This window comes from Methylobacterium sp. XJLW, from assembly GCF_003254375.1.
Taxonomy (GTDB): Bacteria; Pseudomonadota; Alphaproteobacteria; order Rhizobiales; family Beijerinckiaceae; genus Methylobacterium; species Methylobacterium fujisawaense.
In genome coordinates, this window is the sequence record NZ_CP016429.1 from 6,435,581 (window position 1) to 6,452,288 (window position 16,708).

General features: G+C 70.5%; 16 protein-coding genes. 7 read left to right on the top strand and 9 right to left on the bottom strand.

Translation table 11 applies throughout. The annotated features are described in order from the left end of the window. Positions 1-4: 4 nt before the first annotated feature. Genes A3862_RS29860 through A3862_RS29875 form a run of 4 tightly spaced genes read right to left on the bottom strand, consistent with a single transcriptional unit; the run spans position 5 to position 3,522 of the window. Entirely contained in the window at positions 5-919 is a 915-nt protein-coding gene (locus A3862_RS29860; protein WP_043755377.1) for a polysaccharide deacetylase family protein, read from the bottom strand. Further along, entirely contained in the window at positions 919-1,701 is a 783-nt protein-coding gene (locus tag A3862_RS29865) for an ABC transporter ATP-binding protein (protein WP_043755374.1), read from the bottom strand. Before A3862_RS29865 ends, A3862_RS29860 begins: the two co-directional genes overlap by 1 nt. Then, positions 1,694-2,575 (bottom strand): ABC transporter permease, encoded by an 882-nt coding sequence (locus A3862_RS29870; RefSeq protein WP_091955313.1) that lies wholly within the window; start codon positions 2,573-2,575, stop codon positions 1,694-1,696. The genes A3862_RS29865 and A3862_RS29870 overlap by 8 nt, the downstream gene beginning before the upstream one ends. Beyond that, on the bottom strand, positions 2,572-3,522 hold the full coding sequence (locus A3862_RS29875) for an ABC transporter substrate-binding protein (RefSeq protein WP_043755372.1): 951 nt from the start codon (positions 3,520-3,522) through the stop codon (positions 2,572-2,574). Before A3862_RS29875 ends, A3862_RS29870 begins: the two co-directional genes overlap by 4 nt. A 118-nt stretch (positions 3,523-3,640) precedes the next feature. Here A3862_RS29875 and A3862_RS29880 point away from each other — a divergent pair, with 118 nt between their 5' ends. Beyond that, positions 3,641-4,537, top strand: a complete 897-nt coding sequence (locus A3862_RS29880) for a LysR family transcriptional regulator (RefSeq protein WP_043354034.1) — start codon at positions 3,641-3,643, stop codon at positions 4,535-4,537. A 47-nt stretch (positions 4,538-4,584) separates the two neighbouring features. Here A3862_RS29880 and A3862_RS29885 read toward each other — a convergent pair whose 3' ends face one another. Further along, positions 4,585-5,619 (bottom strand): alpha/beta fold hydrolase, encoded by a 1,035-nt coding sequence (locus tag A3862_RS29885; RefSeq protein WP_111474273.1) that lies wholly within the window; start codon positions 5,617-5,619, stop codon positions 4,585-4,587. After that, a complete protein-coding gene (locus A3862_RS29890) occupies positions 5,616-5,837 on the bottom strand; it encodes a fatty acid desaturase (protein ID WP_111474274.1) in 222 nt (73 codons plus the stop codon). Before A3862_RS29890 ends, A3862_RS29885 begins: the two co-directional genes overlap by 4 nt. A gap of 207 nt (positions 5,838-6,044) precedes the next feature. Between A3862_RS29890 and A3862_RS29895 the strand changes: the two genes are divergently transcribed. The 6 genes from A3862_RS29895 to hpxZ are packed head-to-tail and all read left to right on the top strand — an operon-like array spanning position 6,045 to position 12,660. Then, a complete protein-coding gene (locus tag A3862_RS29895; RefSeq protein WP_111474275.1) occupies positions 6,045-7,664 on the top strand; it encodes an ABC transporter substrate-binding protein in 1,620 nt (539 codons plus the stop codon). Between the two features lie 4 nt (positions 7,665-7,668). Continuing rightward, a complete protein-coding gene (locus A3862_RS29900; RefSeq protein ID WP_043755366.1) occupies positions 7,669-8,640 on the top strand; it encodes an ABC transporter permease in 972 nt (323 codons plus the stop codon). Between the two features lie 2 nt (positions 8,641-8,642). Beyond that, positions 8,643-9,470 (top strand): ABC transporter permease, encoded by an 828-nt coding sequence (locus A3862_RS29905; RefSeq protein ID WP_043385407.1) that lies wholly within the window; start codon positions 8,643-8,645, stop codon positions 9,468-9,470. Then, a complete protein-coding gene (locus A3862_RS29910) occupies positions 9,467-11,083 on the top strand; it encodes an ABC transporter ATP-binding protein (RefSeq protein ID WP_111474276.1) in 1,617 nt (538 codons plus the stop codon). Before A3862_RS29905 ends, A3862_RS29910 begins: the two co-directional genes overlap by 4 nt. Continuing rightward, entirely contained in the window at positions 11,080-12,261 is a 1,182-nt protein-coding gene (locus tag A3862_RS29915; RefSeq protein WP_111474277.1) for an amidase, read from the top strand. The genes A3862_RS29910 and A3862_RS29915 overlap by 4 nt, the downstream gene beginning before the upstream one ends. Then, positions 12,262-12,660, top strand: a complete 399-nt coding sequence (gene hpxZ, locus A3862_RS29920; protein ID WP_193376713.1) for an oxalurate catabolism protein HpxZ — start codon at positions 12,262-12,264, stop codon at positions 12,658-12,660. 549 nt (positions 12,661-13,209) lie between these two features. Here hpxZ and A3862_RS29925 read toward each other — a convergent pair. From A3862_RS29925 to A3862_RS29935, 3 genes are all read right to left on the bottom strand, one after another. After that, positions 13,210-13,749 carry a tetratricopeptide repeat protein gene (locus A3862_RS29925; protein ID WP_111474401.1) on the bottom strand — a complete coding sequence of 180 codons (540 nt, stop codon included), beginning with the start codon at positions 13,747-13,749 and terminating at the stop codon, positions 13,210-13,212. Positions 13,750-13,841: 92 nt separating this feature from the next. Then, a complete protein-coding gene (locus A3862_RS29930; RefSeq protein WP_043755359.1) occupies positions 13,842-15,623 on the bottom strand; it encodes a hypothetical protein in 1,782 nt (593 codons plus the stop codon). A gap of 71 nt (positions 15,624-15,694) precedes the next feature. Next, entirely contained in the window at positions 15,695-16,705 is a 1,011-nt protein-coding gene (locus tag A3862_RS29935; RefSeq protein ID WP_043755358.1) for a hypothetical protein, read from the bottom strand. Between the last annotated feature and the right edge of the window lie 3 nt (positions 16,706-16,708).

Genomic DNA, 16,708 nt, shown 5'->3' on the forward strand with positions numbered 1-16,708 from the left:
CTGCTCAGGATTCGTCGCCGGTGGCGCGGTACCAGTCGAGGATCTCGCCCCCCTGCATGAACACCGCGTCGCTGCGCGCCAGGATCGCGTCGAGCAGTCGCTCCAGCAGACCGATCCGGTGCGGGACGCCGGTGATGTAGGGGTGGATCGCGAAGCCCATCACCTTGGCGCCGCCGAGGGGACCGGGACCCGCCGCCTCGGCGGCGAGGCGGTCGAGGTTGGCGAGCGCCCGCTCCACGAACTCGTCGGCCCGGTGGTGTTGGATGGCGAGCAACGGGATGTCGTTCAGCTCCACCGAGTAGGGCAGCGCCACGAGGGACCCCGTGCGCGTCGCCACCCGACAGGGCCGATCGTCGACCACGAAGTCGCCGACATAGTCGACGCCGGCCGCGTGCAGGTGGTCGGGCGTGTCGAGGGTTTCGGTGAGGCCCGGCCCCAGCCAGCCGCGCGGCGGGCGCCCCGTGGTCGCGGTGATCGCCGCGATGGTGCGAGAAATCATCTCCGGCTGGTCCTCGACCCGGTGGGTCGGAACCTGATGGAAGCCGTGGGCCATGAATTCCCAGCCGGCCGCATGGGCGGCCTCGGCGATGCGGGGATAGGCCGTGCAGACCGAGCCGTTGATCGACAGGGTCGGGCGGATGCCGCGGCTGGAAAAAGCCTCGAGGAAGCGCCAGAAGCCGACCCGCATCCCGTACTCGTGCCACGCCCAGTTCGGGATGTCCGGGAGCAGGCTCGCGGCGGTCGGCGGCACCAGGATCTGGCGCGGCATCGGATGGTCGATGAGCCAGTGCTCGACATTGACCACCGGCCAGACGGCGACGTGCTTGCCCCCGGGCAGGGTCAGGCGCGGCCGGTCCACGGCGGCGCGGTAGGCGAGCCGGTTCTCGGGCCGGCGGGGATCGTCGGGGGCGGTGTCCATCAGGCGGCGGCCCGCGGGGCGTGGTGGCTGTGGAGCTGGGCCGCGAGCATCCGGCGCAGGTCGTTGAAGGCCGGGCTCGACACGTCGCGCCGCCGCGGCAGCTCGACCGGATGGATCGCCTCGATCCGGCCGGGGCCGGGCGACATCATCACGATGCGGTCGGCGAGAAAAATCGCCTCCTCGATGGCGTGCGTGACGAACAGGATCGTCAGCCCCGTCCGCGACCAGAGGTCGAGCAGCTCGTCCTGCAGCCGCTCGCGGGTCATGGCGTCGAGCGCCCCGAAGGGCTCGTCCATCAGCACGACCTCGGCCTCGTTGGCGAGCACCCGCGCGATGGCGACCCGCTGCTTCATCCCGCCCGAGAGCTGGTGCGGGTAGGCGTCGGCGAAGGCCTGGAGGCCGACCAGCGCGATGTAGCGCTCGGCGGTGTCGCGCACCTCGGCGGCGGGCCGCCCGCGGGCCTTCGGGCCGAAGCCGATATTGTCGCGCACGGTGAGCCACGGGAACAGGCCGTAATCCTGGAAGACCATGCCGCGGCTCGGCCCCGGCCCGGCGATCGGCTTGCCCCACATCAGGGCCTCCCCGGCGGTCGGGGCCTCGAAGCCGGCGGCGATCCGCAGCAGCGTCGACTTCCCGCAGCCCGAGGCGCCGAGCAGGCAGACGAACTCGCCGCGCGCCACGGTGAGGTTCGCCTCGCGCAGGGCCTCGGTCCGGCGGCCGCCGGCCGCGTAGGTCTTGGAGACCGCCCGCATGTCGAGGATCGGGATCGTCGGATCAGCCATGATTGGGGCTCCAGGCGAGCAGCCGGCGGCCGAGCTGCATGACCAGCCAGTCGGACACGAACCCCGCGACCCCGATCACCGCCATGCCGCAGATCACGATCTCGGTGCGCGAGAGCTGGCGCGCTTCCATGATGATCGCGCCGAGGCCGGTCTGGACCCCGGTCATCTCGCCGACCACGATCACCACCCAGGCGAAGCCGAGGCCGAGCCGCAGGCCGGTGAAGATCGATGGCAGCGCCGCCGGCAGCACCACCCGGACGAACTGCGCCGGGCCGGTGCAGCCCAGCATCGCGGCCGCCTCGAACAGGCGCGGCTCCACCGAGCGGACCCCGAACACGGTGTTGACCAGGATCGGGTAGAACGCCCCGAGGAACACGAGGAAGAAGGCCGAGCGGGGTCCCAGGCCGAACAGGATCATCGCCAGCGGCAGCCACGCGGTGACCGGGACGGGCCGCAGCACCTGCAGGACGGGGTCGAGCAGCGCCCGGATCAGGGGCACGCGGCCGATCAGCAGGCCGAGCGGCAGGGCGGCGGCGGCGGCCAGCGCGAAGCCGCCATAGACCCGGCTCAGCGACGCCGCGAGATGGGTCCAGAGCGTGCCGCTGAACGCGTCGTCGTTGACGCCGCCGACGGCGAGGTCCCGCATCTCGGCCCAGACCTCCGCGGGGGGCGGGATCAGGCTGTAGGGCCGGCCCGCGGTGCTGACCTGCCAGACCGCGACGAGCACGGCCGGCACCACGCAGGCGAGGGCCAAGCGGCGCAGGTGGGCGAGCCCGGCCCCGGCCCGGCCGGCCCCGCGGGCCGGGGCCGGCGTCACCGGCGAAGTCACCGGCGCCGCCACCGGCAAAGGGCCGGCCTCGATGCCGGTGCTCACGCCCGCCCCATCGCATCGACGAAGCGGGTGTCGATGAAGCCGGGCTCCGGCAGCCGCTTGATCTGCTTGAGCGCCAGCATGTGCTGCGCGTAGGCGTCGGCCTGCCGGACCTCGTTCGGCCCGAGGCGCCAGGTCAGCTCGACGTTCGGGGCCGAGAGTTCCAGCGCCTCGCGCTTCTGCCCGAGCTTGGCCACCGCCATGGCGATCATCGCGTCGCGGTCGCCGGCCGCGAAATCCGTCGCCTTGCGGTGGATCTCCAGCATGGTCCGGACGAGGTCGGGCCGCTCGGCCAGCGTGTCGCGGTGGGCGCCGAACACCATGTTCAGCGCGCCCATCTCGGTGCCGTAGGGGTACTCGACGAGCTGGCCGACGCCCGAGGCGAGGCTGACGCCGGGCCCCGGCTCGGCGCCGACATAGGCGTCGACGTCGCCGCGGGCGAGCGCGATATGCATCTCCGAGAAGGAGACGCGCACGGGGGTGATGTCCTTCACCGACAGCCCCTCCATGCGCATCCGCTCCAGGACGAAGACCTCCTGGGTGCTGCCGGGCCAGATCGCGACGCGCTTGCCGCGCAGGTCCTTGATGGCGTGGATCTCGGAGCCCTTCTTGGCGATCACCGCCATCCCGCGGTTGCAGGTGGAGGCGATCACCACGAGTGGCTCACCGGCGGCGGCGCCCAGCGTCGCGGCGGCGATGCCGAAGGTGCCGAAATCCACCGACTTGGTGACCACGGCGTTCTTGCACTCGGTGGGGCTCTCGAAGGGCACCACCTCCACGGTCACGCCCGCGGGGGTGAAGCGCTCATAGAAGCTCGGCGCGATCGAGTGGATCAGCTTGAGCGAGCCCATCCGGATCGTGACCGGCGTGCCCGCGGCGCGTGCCCGCGACAGGGGACCGAGGGCGAAGCCGGCCCCGAGACCGGCCAGAAGGGTGCGGCGGCGGATCATCGAACGGCTCCTGCGGGATCGCTATCGCCGTGACGCTAGGTGCGCTCCCTGTTGCAAGGAAGTGCTATTTTCTGAGCGTGTCGTTGCATCTTCGGCAACGGGGGCGCACGATGCCGGCGTGAAGCACCTGCGCACCGTCACCTACGTCGCCGAGGTCGCACGTGCCGGCTCGATCCGGCGCGCCGCGGAGCGGCTGAACCTGACGCCCTCGGCCCTGACGCGGCAGATCCAGGATCTCGAATACGAGCTCGGCACGCCGATCTTCGAGCGCCTGCCGCAGGGGATGCGGCTCAACGCGGCCGGCGAGCTCTTCGCGCGGCACATCCGCGACCAAGTGGCGGATCTCGACCGGGTGAGGTCGCAGATCGCCGATCTGTCGGGGGTGCGCCGCGGTCACGTGTCGCTCGCCTGCAGCCAAGCCTTCGTCACGCAGGTGGTGCCCGAGGAGGTCGAGGCCTACCGGGCCCGGTTCCCCCAGGTCGGCTTCATGGTCCAGGTCCGCGATCACGCGCAGGCCGTGACGGCCCTGGCGGCGTTCGAGGCCGATCTCGCCCTGATCCTGCAACCGCCGCCTTCGGCGGAGCTGCATCCGCTCTTCTCCGGACACCAGACCCTCTGCGCGCTGATGCGCACGGGGCATCCGCTGGCGTCGGAGACCGGGCCGGTCCGGCTGCGCGACTGCCTCGGCCATGCCCTGGCCCTGCCCGACCACTCGCTCGCCATCCGCCATCACATCGAGCACGCCCTGGCCCGGCGCGGGGTCGAGCTCCGGCCGGTCGTCGAGTCGGGCTCGCTCGAATTCCTCCGCAACCTCGTCCTGCGGGAGGATCTCATCAGCCTGCAGATCCCGAGCGGCATCCCCCAGGATCCGCGCCTGCACAGCCGCCCGATCGATCTCCGCGACCTGACGCCGATGACGCTGGTCCTCGCGCAGTTGCGCGGGCGATCGCTCTCCGTCGCGGCGGCGAAGTTCGCCGATCAGCTTGTGGTTCGGCTCAACCGGGAAGCGGTCTGATGCGGCGCACGCCCTGAGGCCGGCGCGTCACCGCTCTCCGCGCCCGATCAGGGCGCGCCCGCTTCGGCCGTGGCGAGGAAGGCCTGCACGGTGTCGCGGAGAAAGGCGGCATCGGCCGGGTTGATCGACGGGTTGCCGGCGCGGTGGCCCCAGATGCTCGGGATCGGCTGCAGGACGGCGTCGCGCAGATGCGGCAGCTCGGCGGCGTTGTCGGCGACGCGGAAGTAGAGATCCGTCTCGCCCGGCATCAGCAGCAGCCGGGCGGTGATCGCGTTGAGCGCCCGGGTGAGATCGCCGCCGTAGCGCGGGTCGCGGCTGATGTCGCCCGCCTCCCAGGTGCAGAGCTGCGCGTAGAGATCGGCCGCAGGGCGGCGGGCGAAGCGTTCCTCCCAGTCGGTGCGCAGGAAGCTGTCGAGGTCCGGGGCGCCGAGCGCGGTGCGGTGGAGGTCCGCCCGGTAGAAGTCCTGGCTGAGCGCCCAGCCCGCATAGATGCGTCCGAAGGCCCGGAGGGCGGCGGCCGGCTCGGCCGAGAAGCGGCCCCCGCCGCCATGCTCCGGCGCCGCCTCCAGCACCGCCATGAGGCCCTTCAGGAACACGCGGTTGTGGGTGGCGGTGCGGGCGCTGCCGCAATTGATCACCGCGCGGGCCACGCGGTCGGGGAACAGGGCGGCCCAGTGATAGGCCTGCTGGGCCCCCATGGACCAGCCGTAGACGGCGTGCAGGCGCTCGATCCCCCACATCTCGGCGAGCAGGCGGCGCTGCGCGTGGACGTTGTCCCAGGCGGTGACGAGGGCGGGCCAGTCCGGGGTGTTCGACGGGCTCGACGACAGCCCGTTGCCGAACATGTCGGGGATGACGATGAACCAGCGGTTGGGATCCAGCACCCCGTCGGGGCCGATCAGCCATTCGAGGTCCGGATGCTGGGCTCCGTAGCTCGTCGGGTAGAGCACGACATTGTCGCGCCCGGGCGACAGGGTGCCGTGCGTCTTCCAGCGCAGCTGCGCGCTTGGCAGCACCGCCCCCGACTGAAGCGTCAGGTCGCCGAGTTCGAAGGTTCCGGTGGCCGTCGCCCAGCCGCTCACGGGCGCAGCGTCCGCACGAAGCCGACCTGCCAGCGGTTGTCGCCCCGCTGCGGCACGCCGGGCCGCGCGCGCATCGCGGTATGGGCGTCCGGCAGGCTGTGGAACGGGATCGACGGATAGAGGTGGTGCTCGGTGTGGACGGGCATGGCCCACATGAGGCGCCGCATGAGGCCGTTGGTCAAGGTCGTGCGCGTGTGGGTCGGGCCGTTGTCGTCCATCGTGCCGGCCGCCCGCTCCAGGTCGGGCCGGCCTTCAGCGCGCCCGGTGTCGGACTGAGATACACGGAAGATCTAATGCGTACTTCGGTGTAATAATTTGTGTCGGAAAAATATTTCCCCAGCCCGGCGATGTAATGGATCGGTCGGTCCGAAACCTGCTTGGCACGCGTGTTGCGAACGGGCTGGACGCTTCAGGAGTCCTCTGGCTTGTCCCGCACGTCCGACGTGACCGATCTCTCCCGCCGCACCGTTCTGGCGCTTCCCTTCGGCCTCGCAGCGGCCGCGAGCGGCGCGCGCGCCGCCGAGCCGAGACGCGGGGGCACGATGGTGATGATCGTCCATCCCGAGCCCTCGACCCTGGCCCATTACGCGGTGTCGGCGGGCAACATCCCGCCGATCGCCACGCAGGTCTACGAGGGGCTCTGCACCTACGACTGGGACCAGAACCCGCAGCCGAACCTCGCGAAGTCGTGGCAGGTCGCGCCCGACGGCAAGACCATCACGTTCAAGCTCCAGGACGGCGTGACCTTCCACAACGGCAAGCCGTTCACCAGCGCCGACGTGCAGTACTCCTTCATGGAGATCCTGAAGAAGTACAATCCGATCGCGCCGGTCATGCTCGCGGAGCTGGTGGCCGTCGACACGCCGGACCCGATGACCGCGATCCTGCGGCTCGCCAATCCGGCGCCCTACATCATGAAGGCGCTGTCCGGGCGGGACCTGCCGATCCTGTGCCGCTCGGTGTTCGAGGGCACGGATGTCCTGCAGAACCCCAGCGCCAACAAGCCGATCGGCACCGGTCCGTTCAAGTTCACGAGCTGGGAACGCGGCCAATTCGTGCGCCTGGACCGCAACGAGCAGTACTGGAAGCCCGGCCTGCCGTATCTCAACCGGATCGTCGCCCGGTTCATCCCGGATGCGGCCACGCGCTCGGCCGCCATGGAGGCGGGGGAGGCGCATTTCGCCGGGTACAGCGCGGTGAACTACGCCGACCTCGCGCGGATGAAGACCAACCCGATCCTCGATCTGACGACCAAGGGCTACGAGATGACGCCGGCCCAGAGCGTCCTGGAGCTGAACGGCCGTCACCCGCATCTCCAGAAGAAGGACGTGCGCCAGGCGATCGCCTACGCCATCGACCGCAAGGTCATCCTCAAGGACGTGATGTTCGGCTACGGCCTGCCCGCCACCGGCCCGCTCAGCCGCAAGTTCAAGACCGCCGGCCTCTACACCGACGACGTGCGCCAGTACGACGTGCCGGACCGGCTGGACATCGCCAATAAGCTGCTCGACCAGGCCGGCGCCCCGCGCGGCGCGGACGGGACCCGCTTCGCCCTGCACCTGGAGGTGAACTCCTTCGGCGAGCAGTGGCTGCGGCAGGCCGAATATTTGAAGCAGGCGCTGGCCGTCGTGGGCATCGCCGTGACGCTGCGCTCCGAGGACACCGCGACCTGGCTGCGGCGCGTCTACACCAACTACGATTACGACCTGAACGAGCCGTTCCTCAGCCAGGGCGTCGACCCGGTCTACGGGCTGAACAAGCAGTTCCTCACCAGCCAGATCCGCAAGGGCGTGACCTTCGTCAACGACACCTTTTACAGCAATCCTGAGGTCGATCGCATGCTCGGCGAGGGCGCGCGCGAGCCGGATGCCGAGAAGCGCGCCGCGCTCTACAAGAAGGTCCAGCAGATCCTGGCGGAGGACAGCCCGATGATCTGGCTCATCGACGTGCAGTACGTCAGCGTCTTCAACCGGCGCCTCAAGGACCACACGACCGGCCCCCTTGGAACCCAGCAAGCCTTCGAACGGGCCTGGATGGACACGTAGTCCCGTGCGGCTCGCGCGGTTCCTCGGTTACCGGCTGCTGCTGGCGATCCCGGTGGTGCTCGGCATCGTCGTGCTCAACTTCTTCCTGATCCACCTCGCGCCCGGCGACGCGGCCTCCGTGCTGGCGGGCGAGAGCGGCGCGGCGAGCCCCGAATACATGGAGCAGCTGCGCCACAAGTTCGGGCTCGACCAGCCGCTTGCCACGCAATTCGGCGTCTATCTGCTCAACATGCTCCACCTCGATCTCGGCTACTCGTTCCGCAACGACAGCCCGGTGGGAAGCCTGATCGTCGACCGGCTCTGGCCCACCGGGCTGCTGATGCTGACCGCCTTCGCAGCCGCGTTGCTGATCGGCACGCTCCTCGGCCTCGTAGCCGCGACCGGGCGCAACAGCTGGCGCGACGCGGTCATCTCCCTGGTCAGCCTCGTGGCCTACGCGACGCCGGGGTTCTGGCTCGGACTGATGATGATCGTGGTCTTCGCGATCCGTCTCGGCTGGCTGCCCACCAGTGGTTACGACACGGTCGGCGCCGACAACGAGGGCTGGGACGAGGTCTGGGACGTCGGCCGCCACCTCGTCATGCCGGCGGTGGCGCTCGCGCTGTTCTACCTCGCGGTCTACGCCCGGGTGATGCGCGCCTCCGTGCTGGAACAGGTCGGCATGGACTACGTCACCACCGCCCGCGCCAAGGGGCAGACCGAGGCGCGGGTGATGACCGGGCACGTCCTGCGCAACGCGCTGCTGCCGGTGGTCACCATGGCGGGCGTGCAGGCCGGCAACCTGATCGGCGGCTCGATCGTCGTCGAGACGGTGTTCGGCTGGCCGGGGGTCGGCACGCTGGCCTTCAACGCGCTCCAGTCGCGCGACCTCAACCTGCTCCTCGGCATCTTCTTCGTCTCGGCCTGCCTCGTGGTGGTGATCAACCTCGCCGTGGACCTCGTCTACGTCTGCCTCGATCCGCGGCTGGAGCTCTAGCGATGCGTACGGCTCTGGCGCGGTTCGCCCGGAACCGCCTCGCGCTCGCGGGCGCGGCGGTGCTCCTCGGGCTGGTCGTCCTCGTGGCGCTTACGCCGCTCCTCTATCCAGGCGATCCGTTCGGGCTCGTCGGCCCCGCCCTCCAGCCGCCGGGCGGCCGGTTTCTGCTCGGGACCGACACGCTGGGCCGGGACGTGGCCGCCGAGATCGCGTACGGCGCCCGCACCTCCCTGATCATCGGCCTCAGCGCGACCGGGGCGGCAATCCTGCTCGGGACCCTGATCGGCGGGCTCGCCGGCTATTACCGGGGCGGCGTCGAAGTCGCGCTGATGCGGCTTACGGAGTTCTTCCAGACGATCCCCGCCTTCGTGCTGGCGATCCTGATTGTGGCGATCCTGTCGCCGTCGCTCTTCAGCGAGGTCGTGGCCATCGTGGCCGTCTCCTGGCCCGGCATCGCCCGCCTGGTCCGGGGCGAGTTCGTGGCGCTCGGCGGCCGGGAGTTCGTGCTGGCCTGCGACGGCCTGGGGGCGGGCGACGCCCGCATCGTCTTCCGCCACATGCTGCCGAACTGCACCGCGGCGATCATCGCGGTCGGCACGCTCCTGATCGGCACGGCGATCCTGATCGAGGCGGGGCTCGCCTTCCTGGGCCTCGGCGATCCGAACGTGATGAGCTGGGGCCTGATCATCAGCTCGGGCCGCGCGGTCCTCCGGTCGGCGTGGTGGATCTGTACCTTTCCCGGGCTGGCGATCCTGCTGACCGTCCTCGCCATCAACCTCGTCGGGGATGGCCTGAACGAGGTCCTGAACCCGAGGCTCCGAGAGCGATGAGCGACGCCGTCCTCGAGATCGAGACGCTCACGATCACGCTGCCGGATGGCGCGGACCGGCCCAATGCCGTCACCGATCTGGATCTCGTCCTGCGGCCCGGTGCGGTCACCTGCCTGATCGGCGAGAGCGGATCGGGCAAGTCGATGGTGGCCCGCGCGATCCTCGGGCTGCTCCCGGGACCGCGCGTGCGCGTCAGGGGTGGCCGCATCCTGTTCGAGGGCGCGGATCTCGCCGCGATCACCCCGCGTCAGATGCGCAAAGTCCGGGGCGCGCGCATCGCGATGATCTTCCAGGAGCCCATGACGGCCCTGAACCCGCTCCACACGATCGGGCGGCAGATCGACGAGGTCCTGCGCATCCACACGCCGCTCGGGCGCGCGGACCGCCGGGCGCGCATCCTCGCGCTGCTCGAAAGCGTCCACCTCCCGGACCCGGCCCGGCTGCTGCGCTCCTACCCGCACCAGCTCTCGGGCGGCCAGCGGCAACGGGCGATGATCGCCATGGCGCTGGCGTTGAACCCGCGGCTGCTCATCGCCGACGAGCCGACCACGGCGCTCGACGTCACCACGCAGGCGCAGATCCTCTCCCTGATCCGCGACCTGCAGCGCGAGCACGGCACGAGCGTCCTGTTCATCACGCACGATTTCGGCGTCGTGGCCGACATCGCCGACACGGTCGCGGTGCTGCAGAAGGGCGTCCTGGTCGAGCAGGGGCCCGCGGCCTCGGTCCTCGGCGCCCCGAAGCATCCCTACACGCGCGCCCTCATCGCCGCCGTGCCGAAGCTCGTGCCGCCGCCGCGGCGCGCCGCCAGCACCGCCCCCCTGGTGGTGGAGGCCAGGGGGGTCGAAAAGACCTACGGCGCCCGCGGCCTGTTCGGGGGGCGCGTCACCCGGGCCCTCGACGGCGTGGACGTTTTGCTCAGGCGGGGCGAAACCCTGGGCCTCGTCGGCGAGAGCGGCTCGGGCAAGAGCACGCTGGCGCGGGCACTCACCCGCCTGATGCCGGTCGATGGCGGCGAAATTCTGCTTGCCGGACACAGCGTCGCCGAGCTGAGCCGCCGCCAGATGCGCCCGCACCGCCGGCGCGTGCAGATGGTGTTCCAAGACCCGTACGGCTCCCTCGATCCGCGCCAGCGCGTGGTCGACATCGTCGCCGAGGGGCCGATCATCCACGGCACCGAGCCTGGGATCGCGCGGGTCCAGGCGTGCGAGATGCTGGCGCTGGTCGGCCTCGACCCCGCGGCGGCGCAGCGCTTCCCGCACGAGTTCAGCGGTGGCCAGCGCCAGCGGATCGGCATCGCCCGGGCGCTCGCCATGAAGCCCGAGATCCTGGTGGCCGACGAGCCGGTCTCGGCCCTGGACGTCTCCGTGCAGGCGCAGGTCCTGGCGCTGCTCGCCGACATCAAGGCGCGGCTGCAGCTCAGCATGCTGTTCGTGACCCACGACCTCCGGGTCGCGCTGCAGGTCTGCGACCGGATCGCCGTGATGCGGTCCGGTCAGGTGGTCGAGGTCGCGCCGACGTCCGAGATCTTCTTCGCGCCGAAACACCCCTACACGAAGGCGCTGTTCGCCGCCGTGCCCGGCGCCCAATGGCAGGACCCGATCCCCGCATGACGACCGCGCAGCCCCTCTCGACGGACCCGTTCCTGCCCGGGCCGCGCGTCCGCGTCGCCGGATCCGCGACGGGGCCGCTCGCCGGCCTCACCTTCGCCGTCAAGGATCTGATCGACGTCGCGGACACCCCCACGGGGGGCGGCAACCCGGACTGGCCGCGCGTCTACCCCACGCCGACCCGCCATGCCGGCGTGGTGCAGCGGCTGCTCGATGCGGGCGCCTCGGCCGTCGGCAAGACGGTGACCGACGAGGTCTCGCTGGGAATCCTCGGCGAGAACGCCCACGACGGCACGCCGCTCAATCCGGCGGCGCCGGACCGGGTGCCCGGCGGCTCGTCCAGCGGCTCGGCCTCCGCGGTGGCTGCGGGCGCCTGCGACTTCGCCCTGGGCACCGATACCGGCGGCTCCGTGCGCGTGCCGGCGAGCTTCTGCGGGCTCTACGGCATCCGGCCGACGCACGGCCGCATCGACTTTTCCGGGATCTGCGTCCAGGCGCCGAGTTCGGACACCTGCGGCTGGTTCGCCCGGGACGCGGCGACCTTCGCGCGGGTCGGCGAGGTCCTGTTCGGCCAAGGCATGCCGGACCGTCTGCCCCACACGCTGCTCGTGGCCGCCGACGCGCTCGGCTTCGCGGACGCCGCCGTGCAGGAGGCGCTGGCCCCGCAGATCGAGCGTCTGGCCGACCTCATCGGCAATCGCCGCGACGTGACGCTCGCGCCGCAGGGCCTGTCCGTGTGGCAGCGGGCGCAGCGCGTCCTGCAGAGCAGCGAGGCGTGGCAGACCTTCGAGCCCTGGCTCGATGCCTGCAACCCCCGCATGGCCTTCTCGGTGGCTCGCTCGCTGATCCAGGGCTCGATGATGACCGATGCCGAGCGCAGCGCCGCGAGTTTGATGCGGATCGAGGCAAGGGCCCGCCTCGCGCGGCTCCTGCCCCCCGGCACGATCCTGTGCCTCCCGACGACCCCCTTTCCGGCGCCGCCGCGCGGGCTGCCGCTCGGCGCGCTGCATCCGCTGCGCGAGCGGATCGCTTGCCTGACGAGCCACGGCGGCCTCACCGGCGTCCCGCAGGTCAATCTGCCGGGCGCCCACGTCGATGGCGCGCCGGTCGGCCTGTCGATCCTCGGGGCGCGCGGGACCGACCTCGATCTGATCCGCCTGGCGGTCGCCCTGGAGGGTTGAATGGACGTGACGGTGAACCGCCCGGAGATCGTGGCCGAGATCGCGGCTTTGTTCGAGCGCTACGAGCAGGCGCTCATCGAGAAGGATGTCGCCGTCCTCGACGCGACCTTCTGGGACAGTCCGCACACGATCCGCTATGCGCTGGCCGAGAACTGCTACGGATTCGCCGAAATCCACGCTGCCCGCGATGCGGCCGATCCGCCGCCGGGCGGCACCAAGGAGGCACGGATCCGGCTGGAGATCCTGACGCTTGGGAGCGACTTCGCCACCGTCAATCTGGAGTTCAAGCCGCGCGGCAAGGCCGGCATCGGGCGTCAGAGCCAGACCTGGATGCGCTTGCCCGGTCTCGGATGGAAGGTGGTGTCCGCCCACGTGTCCATCCTGCCGATCGGGACGTGACGCAGGATCGCCGGGCGCGGAGGACCGGACACATCTGGGTTCGGTCAGCCGGTCGGCGCGTCTCTGCCGCCAGCCAGTTGATGGTCGTATGAGCAGGACGCAGGCGTCCGCCTCTGGACGATTGCGCCGAGGAGCTGAACGGCTGAGATGTGTTGATAGAAGGCTGTCCGCTTTTGCGGCAAGTCCCGCACCGAAGCAGACCAGCCGCTGACGGCCCGACTTCGTCACACTTGATCGCCCTCGCGCGCAAAAACGGCCATTCGGCCTTGCGCCCAATCCGGCCGTTTATGCGCGTTCAGCACTGGCCGCGAAGCGGACATCAACCGTGCATTCGATTGCAGAAACACAAGAAGGCTGGCATGCACCGCGCCATCGTCATATGCTGTGAATGGGCCGGCCACAGTTGGCGACCTTCAATTGAATGTTGCGGCATCGCGAGGCAAACGTTCGTTGGCGTCTGGTTGGATTGTCCTCCAAGAAATTCGTGCGTGAAAAATACAAGTCTCTGGGGAGAATGATCAAAATCGGTCGATGCGCCGGGGACAAGAATTAATTACATCCAACGCTACCGCAGAGCGAATTAGTTGGATTGATCGACGAGGATGTGCTCGCAGATCCGCGCAGTATGTTAAGGGCACTTTTGGCTTCTTCATTATCAGGTTTAAGACGAAGGACCTCTTCGTAATCTCGAACAGCCGCCTGCGTGTTTCCGAGGGTGATGTTAGCTTTCGCCCTGTTGATGAGCGTATTGGAAAAGGTCGGCCGCATCGCCAGCGCACGGTTGAAGTCCGCGATCGCGGCGGTCGGGTTCTGCAGGCCGGCATAGGCGACCCCGCGATTGTGGAAGGCGTAGGGGTACTGATCGTCCGCCCGGATAGCGCTATTACAATCCGCGAGAGCATCCGCAAACGCACCCCGGTCGATGTTCGCCCAGCAACGCCCATCGAGTGCGATCGCGCGCTGCCGTGGTGTCCGGGCCTCGGCCAGGAGGCGGCTGCATCCGCCGACGCGCATCTCCGGGTTCCCAGACCGACAATCCTGGGCGGCATCGGCCAGAGCGGAGGGGCTTGCAAGCACGATCGCCGCCATCAGGCCGGCGTGTACACATACGGTGAGGGTGCGTAATGGTGCACGCATAATCGATCAATCCTGCTTCCGGCTTGTCGGGCGGCTCATCGCTCTCAGTTGCAGCGATTGTTGAAGACGTCCCGGCCGGGCAGCTGCATCGAGTTCATCATGCGGAGCAGTTCGGCACGGTACAGATCGCTGAACTCGGCCGGGAAACGCCCCCCGATATTCGTGATCGTGCTGCGGTCGTCGCGCCGGATCGTCGCAAAATCGTAGAAGCTTCTGTCGTCGAAACTGCCTTGAGCGACCGCCGTGCCGCGGCCTTCGAGCACGAACCCGGCGCGAACCGGCGATGTATTGACCTCCTGCGCGCGGCTGATCTGGCTCCGTCGCGGCCGGATCTGCTCCGTGATGAACTGTTGCGCGCTCCCGCAACGCTCGTTCGGGCTGACCTGCACGTACATCACCACCTGCTCGCCGTGCTGCCGCGAGTGCCAGATCGTCGTGTAGGTCTGCTTCTGCGGATCGAACTGGTCGTTGGCGAGCGGCGAGATCTCGAGCAGGTTGGTCGAGTAGTTCAGCGTCCAGCCGGAGGCGCTTCCGACCGTGGTGCGCTGCTGCAGCTCACGCTGGCGCCGCTCCTCCTCCAGGCGGCGCTGCTCGTCCTGCTCCCGCTGACGTCGGGCGTCCGCCCATTGCCGATCCATCTCCTCCTGCCGTCTCCGCCTGTCCTCCTCCTGACGCCGAGCCTCGTCCGCCTGCTGGCGGCGGGCTTCGTCCTGGCGATCCCGCGTGCGGCCGCACTCGACCGCGAAGGTATCGACAAGGGCGCGGAAGCGCCCAGCCGGGTAGGACGCGCTGTAGCTCGCGGTGGCCGTGGGATCGTCGCAGGAGGCGACGGCCCGCTGATAGGCCCGCTGCTCCCGCCCCGCCTGGAGCCGGTCCTCGAAGGGACGGGCATAGGGATAGGTCCCCGTCATCGCCTCGCAGCCGCGGATCGCGGCATCGAGGTTCACCCCGCGCAGCGCGGCCGGCTCGGCATTTGGGTCGATCTTGTTGCACTCCGTCCGCAGGCCCGCGAAGAACCCCTGCGGGATGAAGGCGAACGACGTGGTGAGCGCGCCGCTCGCCCGGGGCTCCAGATCGCTGCCGGCGAGGCCCCGCTTCAGCGTTTCGTGCGACTGCAGAAAGGTCTCGCCTTCCTGCGCCATCGCGGCGAGCATGGGATCGCGCAGCGAGGCGCGGCCCGCTAGCGGCGCGCCCGAGGCAGTGCGGCGGCCGGCGCGTTCGCCGCCGATGACACTCGCCCCGGAACTCCCCGCCGCGGCATCGAAGTCGCAACGCCCGCCCGCCGAGGATTGACACTCGTCGATCACAACGACGAGTTCGCGGGTCCGGCGTCGGGCGATGCGGCGCAGCACGTCGCTCAGCCGCACGCCCTCGCTGTCGAGCAGGCCCGGGCGCTGTCCGGCATCGGCCGGGGTGTCCTGCGGCATTAGATAGATGTCGTCGGCGCCGCCGATGGTCGGCCCGAGGGCGAAGACCGCCACCTGGGCATCCTCCGGCAGGCGGCCGACGGCCTCGCGCAATCCGCGATCCAGCTGCGGGCGGTCGGCCGGCCCGAGCGTCCACACCTCGAAGCCGATGTCGCGCAGGCGCTTGCGATAGGCTTCCTCGTCGGCGTTGGCCGTCGCCGCCCGGCCGCCGGAGGCCGCGGCTTGCGGCACGATCAGCAGCGCGATCCGCTGCCCGGTGACGGCGCTGCTGCGCGCGGCGGCGGCCTGGACCGTCAGGCGGGGCGAGGCCGCGTGCCCGCCGGTGGCGGCGGCGAGACCGAGCGCGGTCGCGGCGGCCAGGCGCCTCCAGCGACGGCCGGTTCGGGCGGGCGGAGCCATGTCGGGGATCCTCGGCATCGGACGGGGTGAAACGCGCGGACGGACGAACATCGTGGGGTGCGTTGGGGCCATCAGGGACGACAGATCGCCCGGAGGCGGTCGCTGGCGGCGTTGCCCTCGCACAGCGCCCGGAGCGCCTCGGTGTGGCGGGGGGAGCGGTTGCGCCACAGGGCGTAGTAGTAGGCGGCCCGCACGATGTCGGGCCGCGCCGCCTCGCGGTACGCCGCGTCGGCGTTGCCGGGGTCGTAGAAGCGCGCGAGCTGCCAGGCCGCGTCCGCGCTCGTGACCGGATCGGCCTCCTCGAAGGCGCGGAAGGCCGCGCTCCCCTGCCGGGAGGCGAGCGCCGTCTCGCCGAGCGCCAGGAAAGCGCCGGCCGGCGCGCGCTCGTCGACGAGGCGGGCGTAGCGCTGCCGCAGCTCGGCGGCCGTCAGGCGGGACTCCGGCTCGGGAGGCGCGGGCGGCGGGCCCGGCTCCTGGGAGGGTAACTCACGGCGGGCCATGATCTCGGGCAGCCGGTCGCGGTACAGGTAGGCGCCGCCCGCGGCCAGCGCGAGGAGCATCAGCGCGACCAGCGGCCAGAGCAGCCGGCTCTTGCGCGCGGGCGGCTCGGGCACCGGCGGAACCGCGGGCGCGGCGTCCTGCGGCGGGGCCGGCTCCGGCTCCGGGAAAGGCACGGCCTCGGCGACCGGGACGGCCGGACTGCCGGTCCCGGCCCGGGTCAGCGTCGGAGCCGGTGCTGGAAGGCCGGCGAGGATGCCCCCTCCGGACGGCGCGGGCGGTATGAACGGCCACGCGATTACGCCGAAAGAGGTGCCGTCCTGCGCGACGATCTCGATCGGGACCAGCTCCTCGATGCGGTCGACGACGTTGGGGCCGAAGCGCGCGACGGCCCGCCCGTCCCGCTCGGTCACCGCGAGCGGCGCGAGCCACGCGACCTCCGGCTGCCAGCCCTCCGCCCCGAGATGCCGCGGCTCGGTATCCTGGCGGCGGAACGAGAGCAGCGGCGACGCCAGCGGGCGACCGAGATCGATGAAGGCGTAGCCGCCGGACTCGTCCTCGTCCTCGGTGATGCGGATCGTCATGGC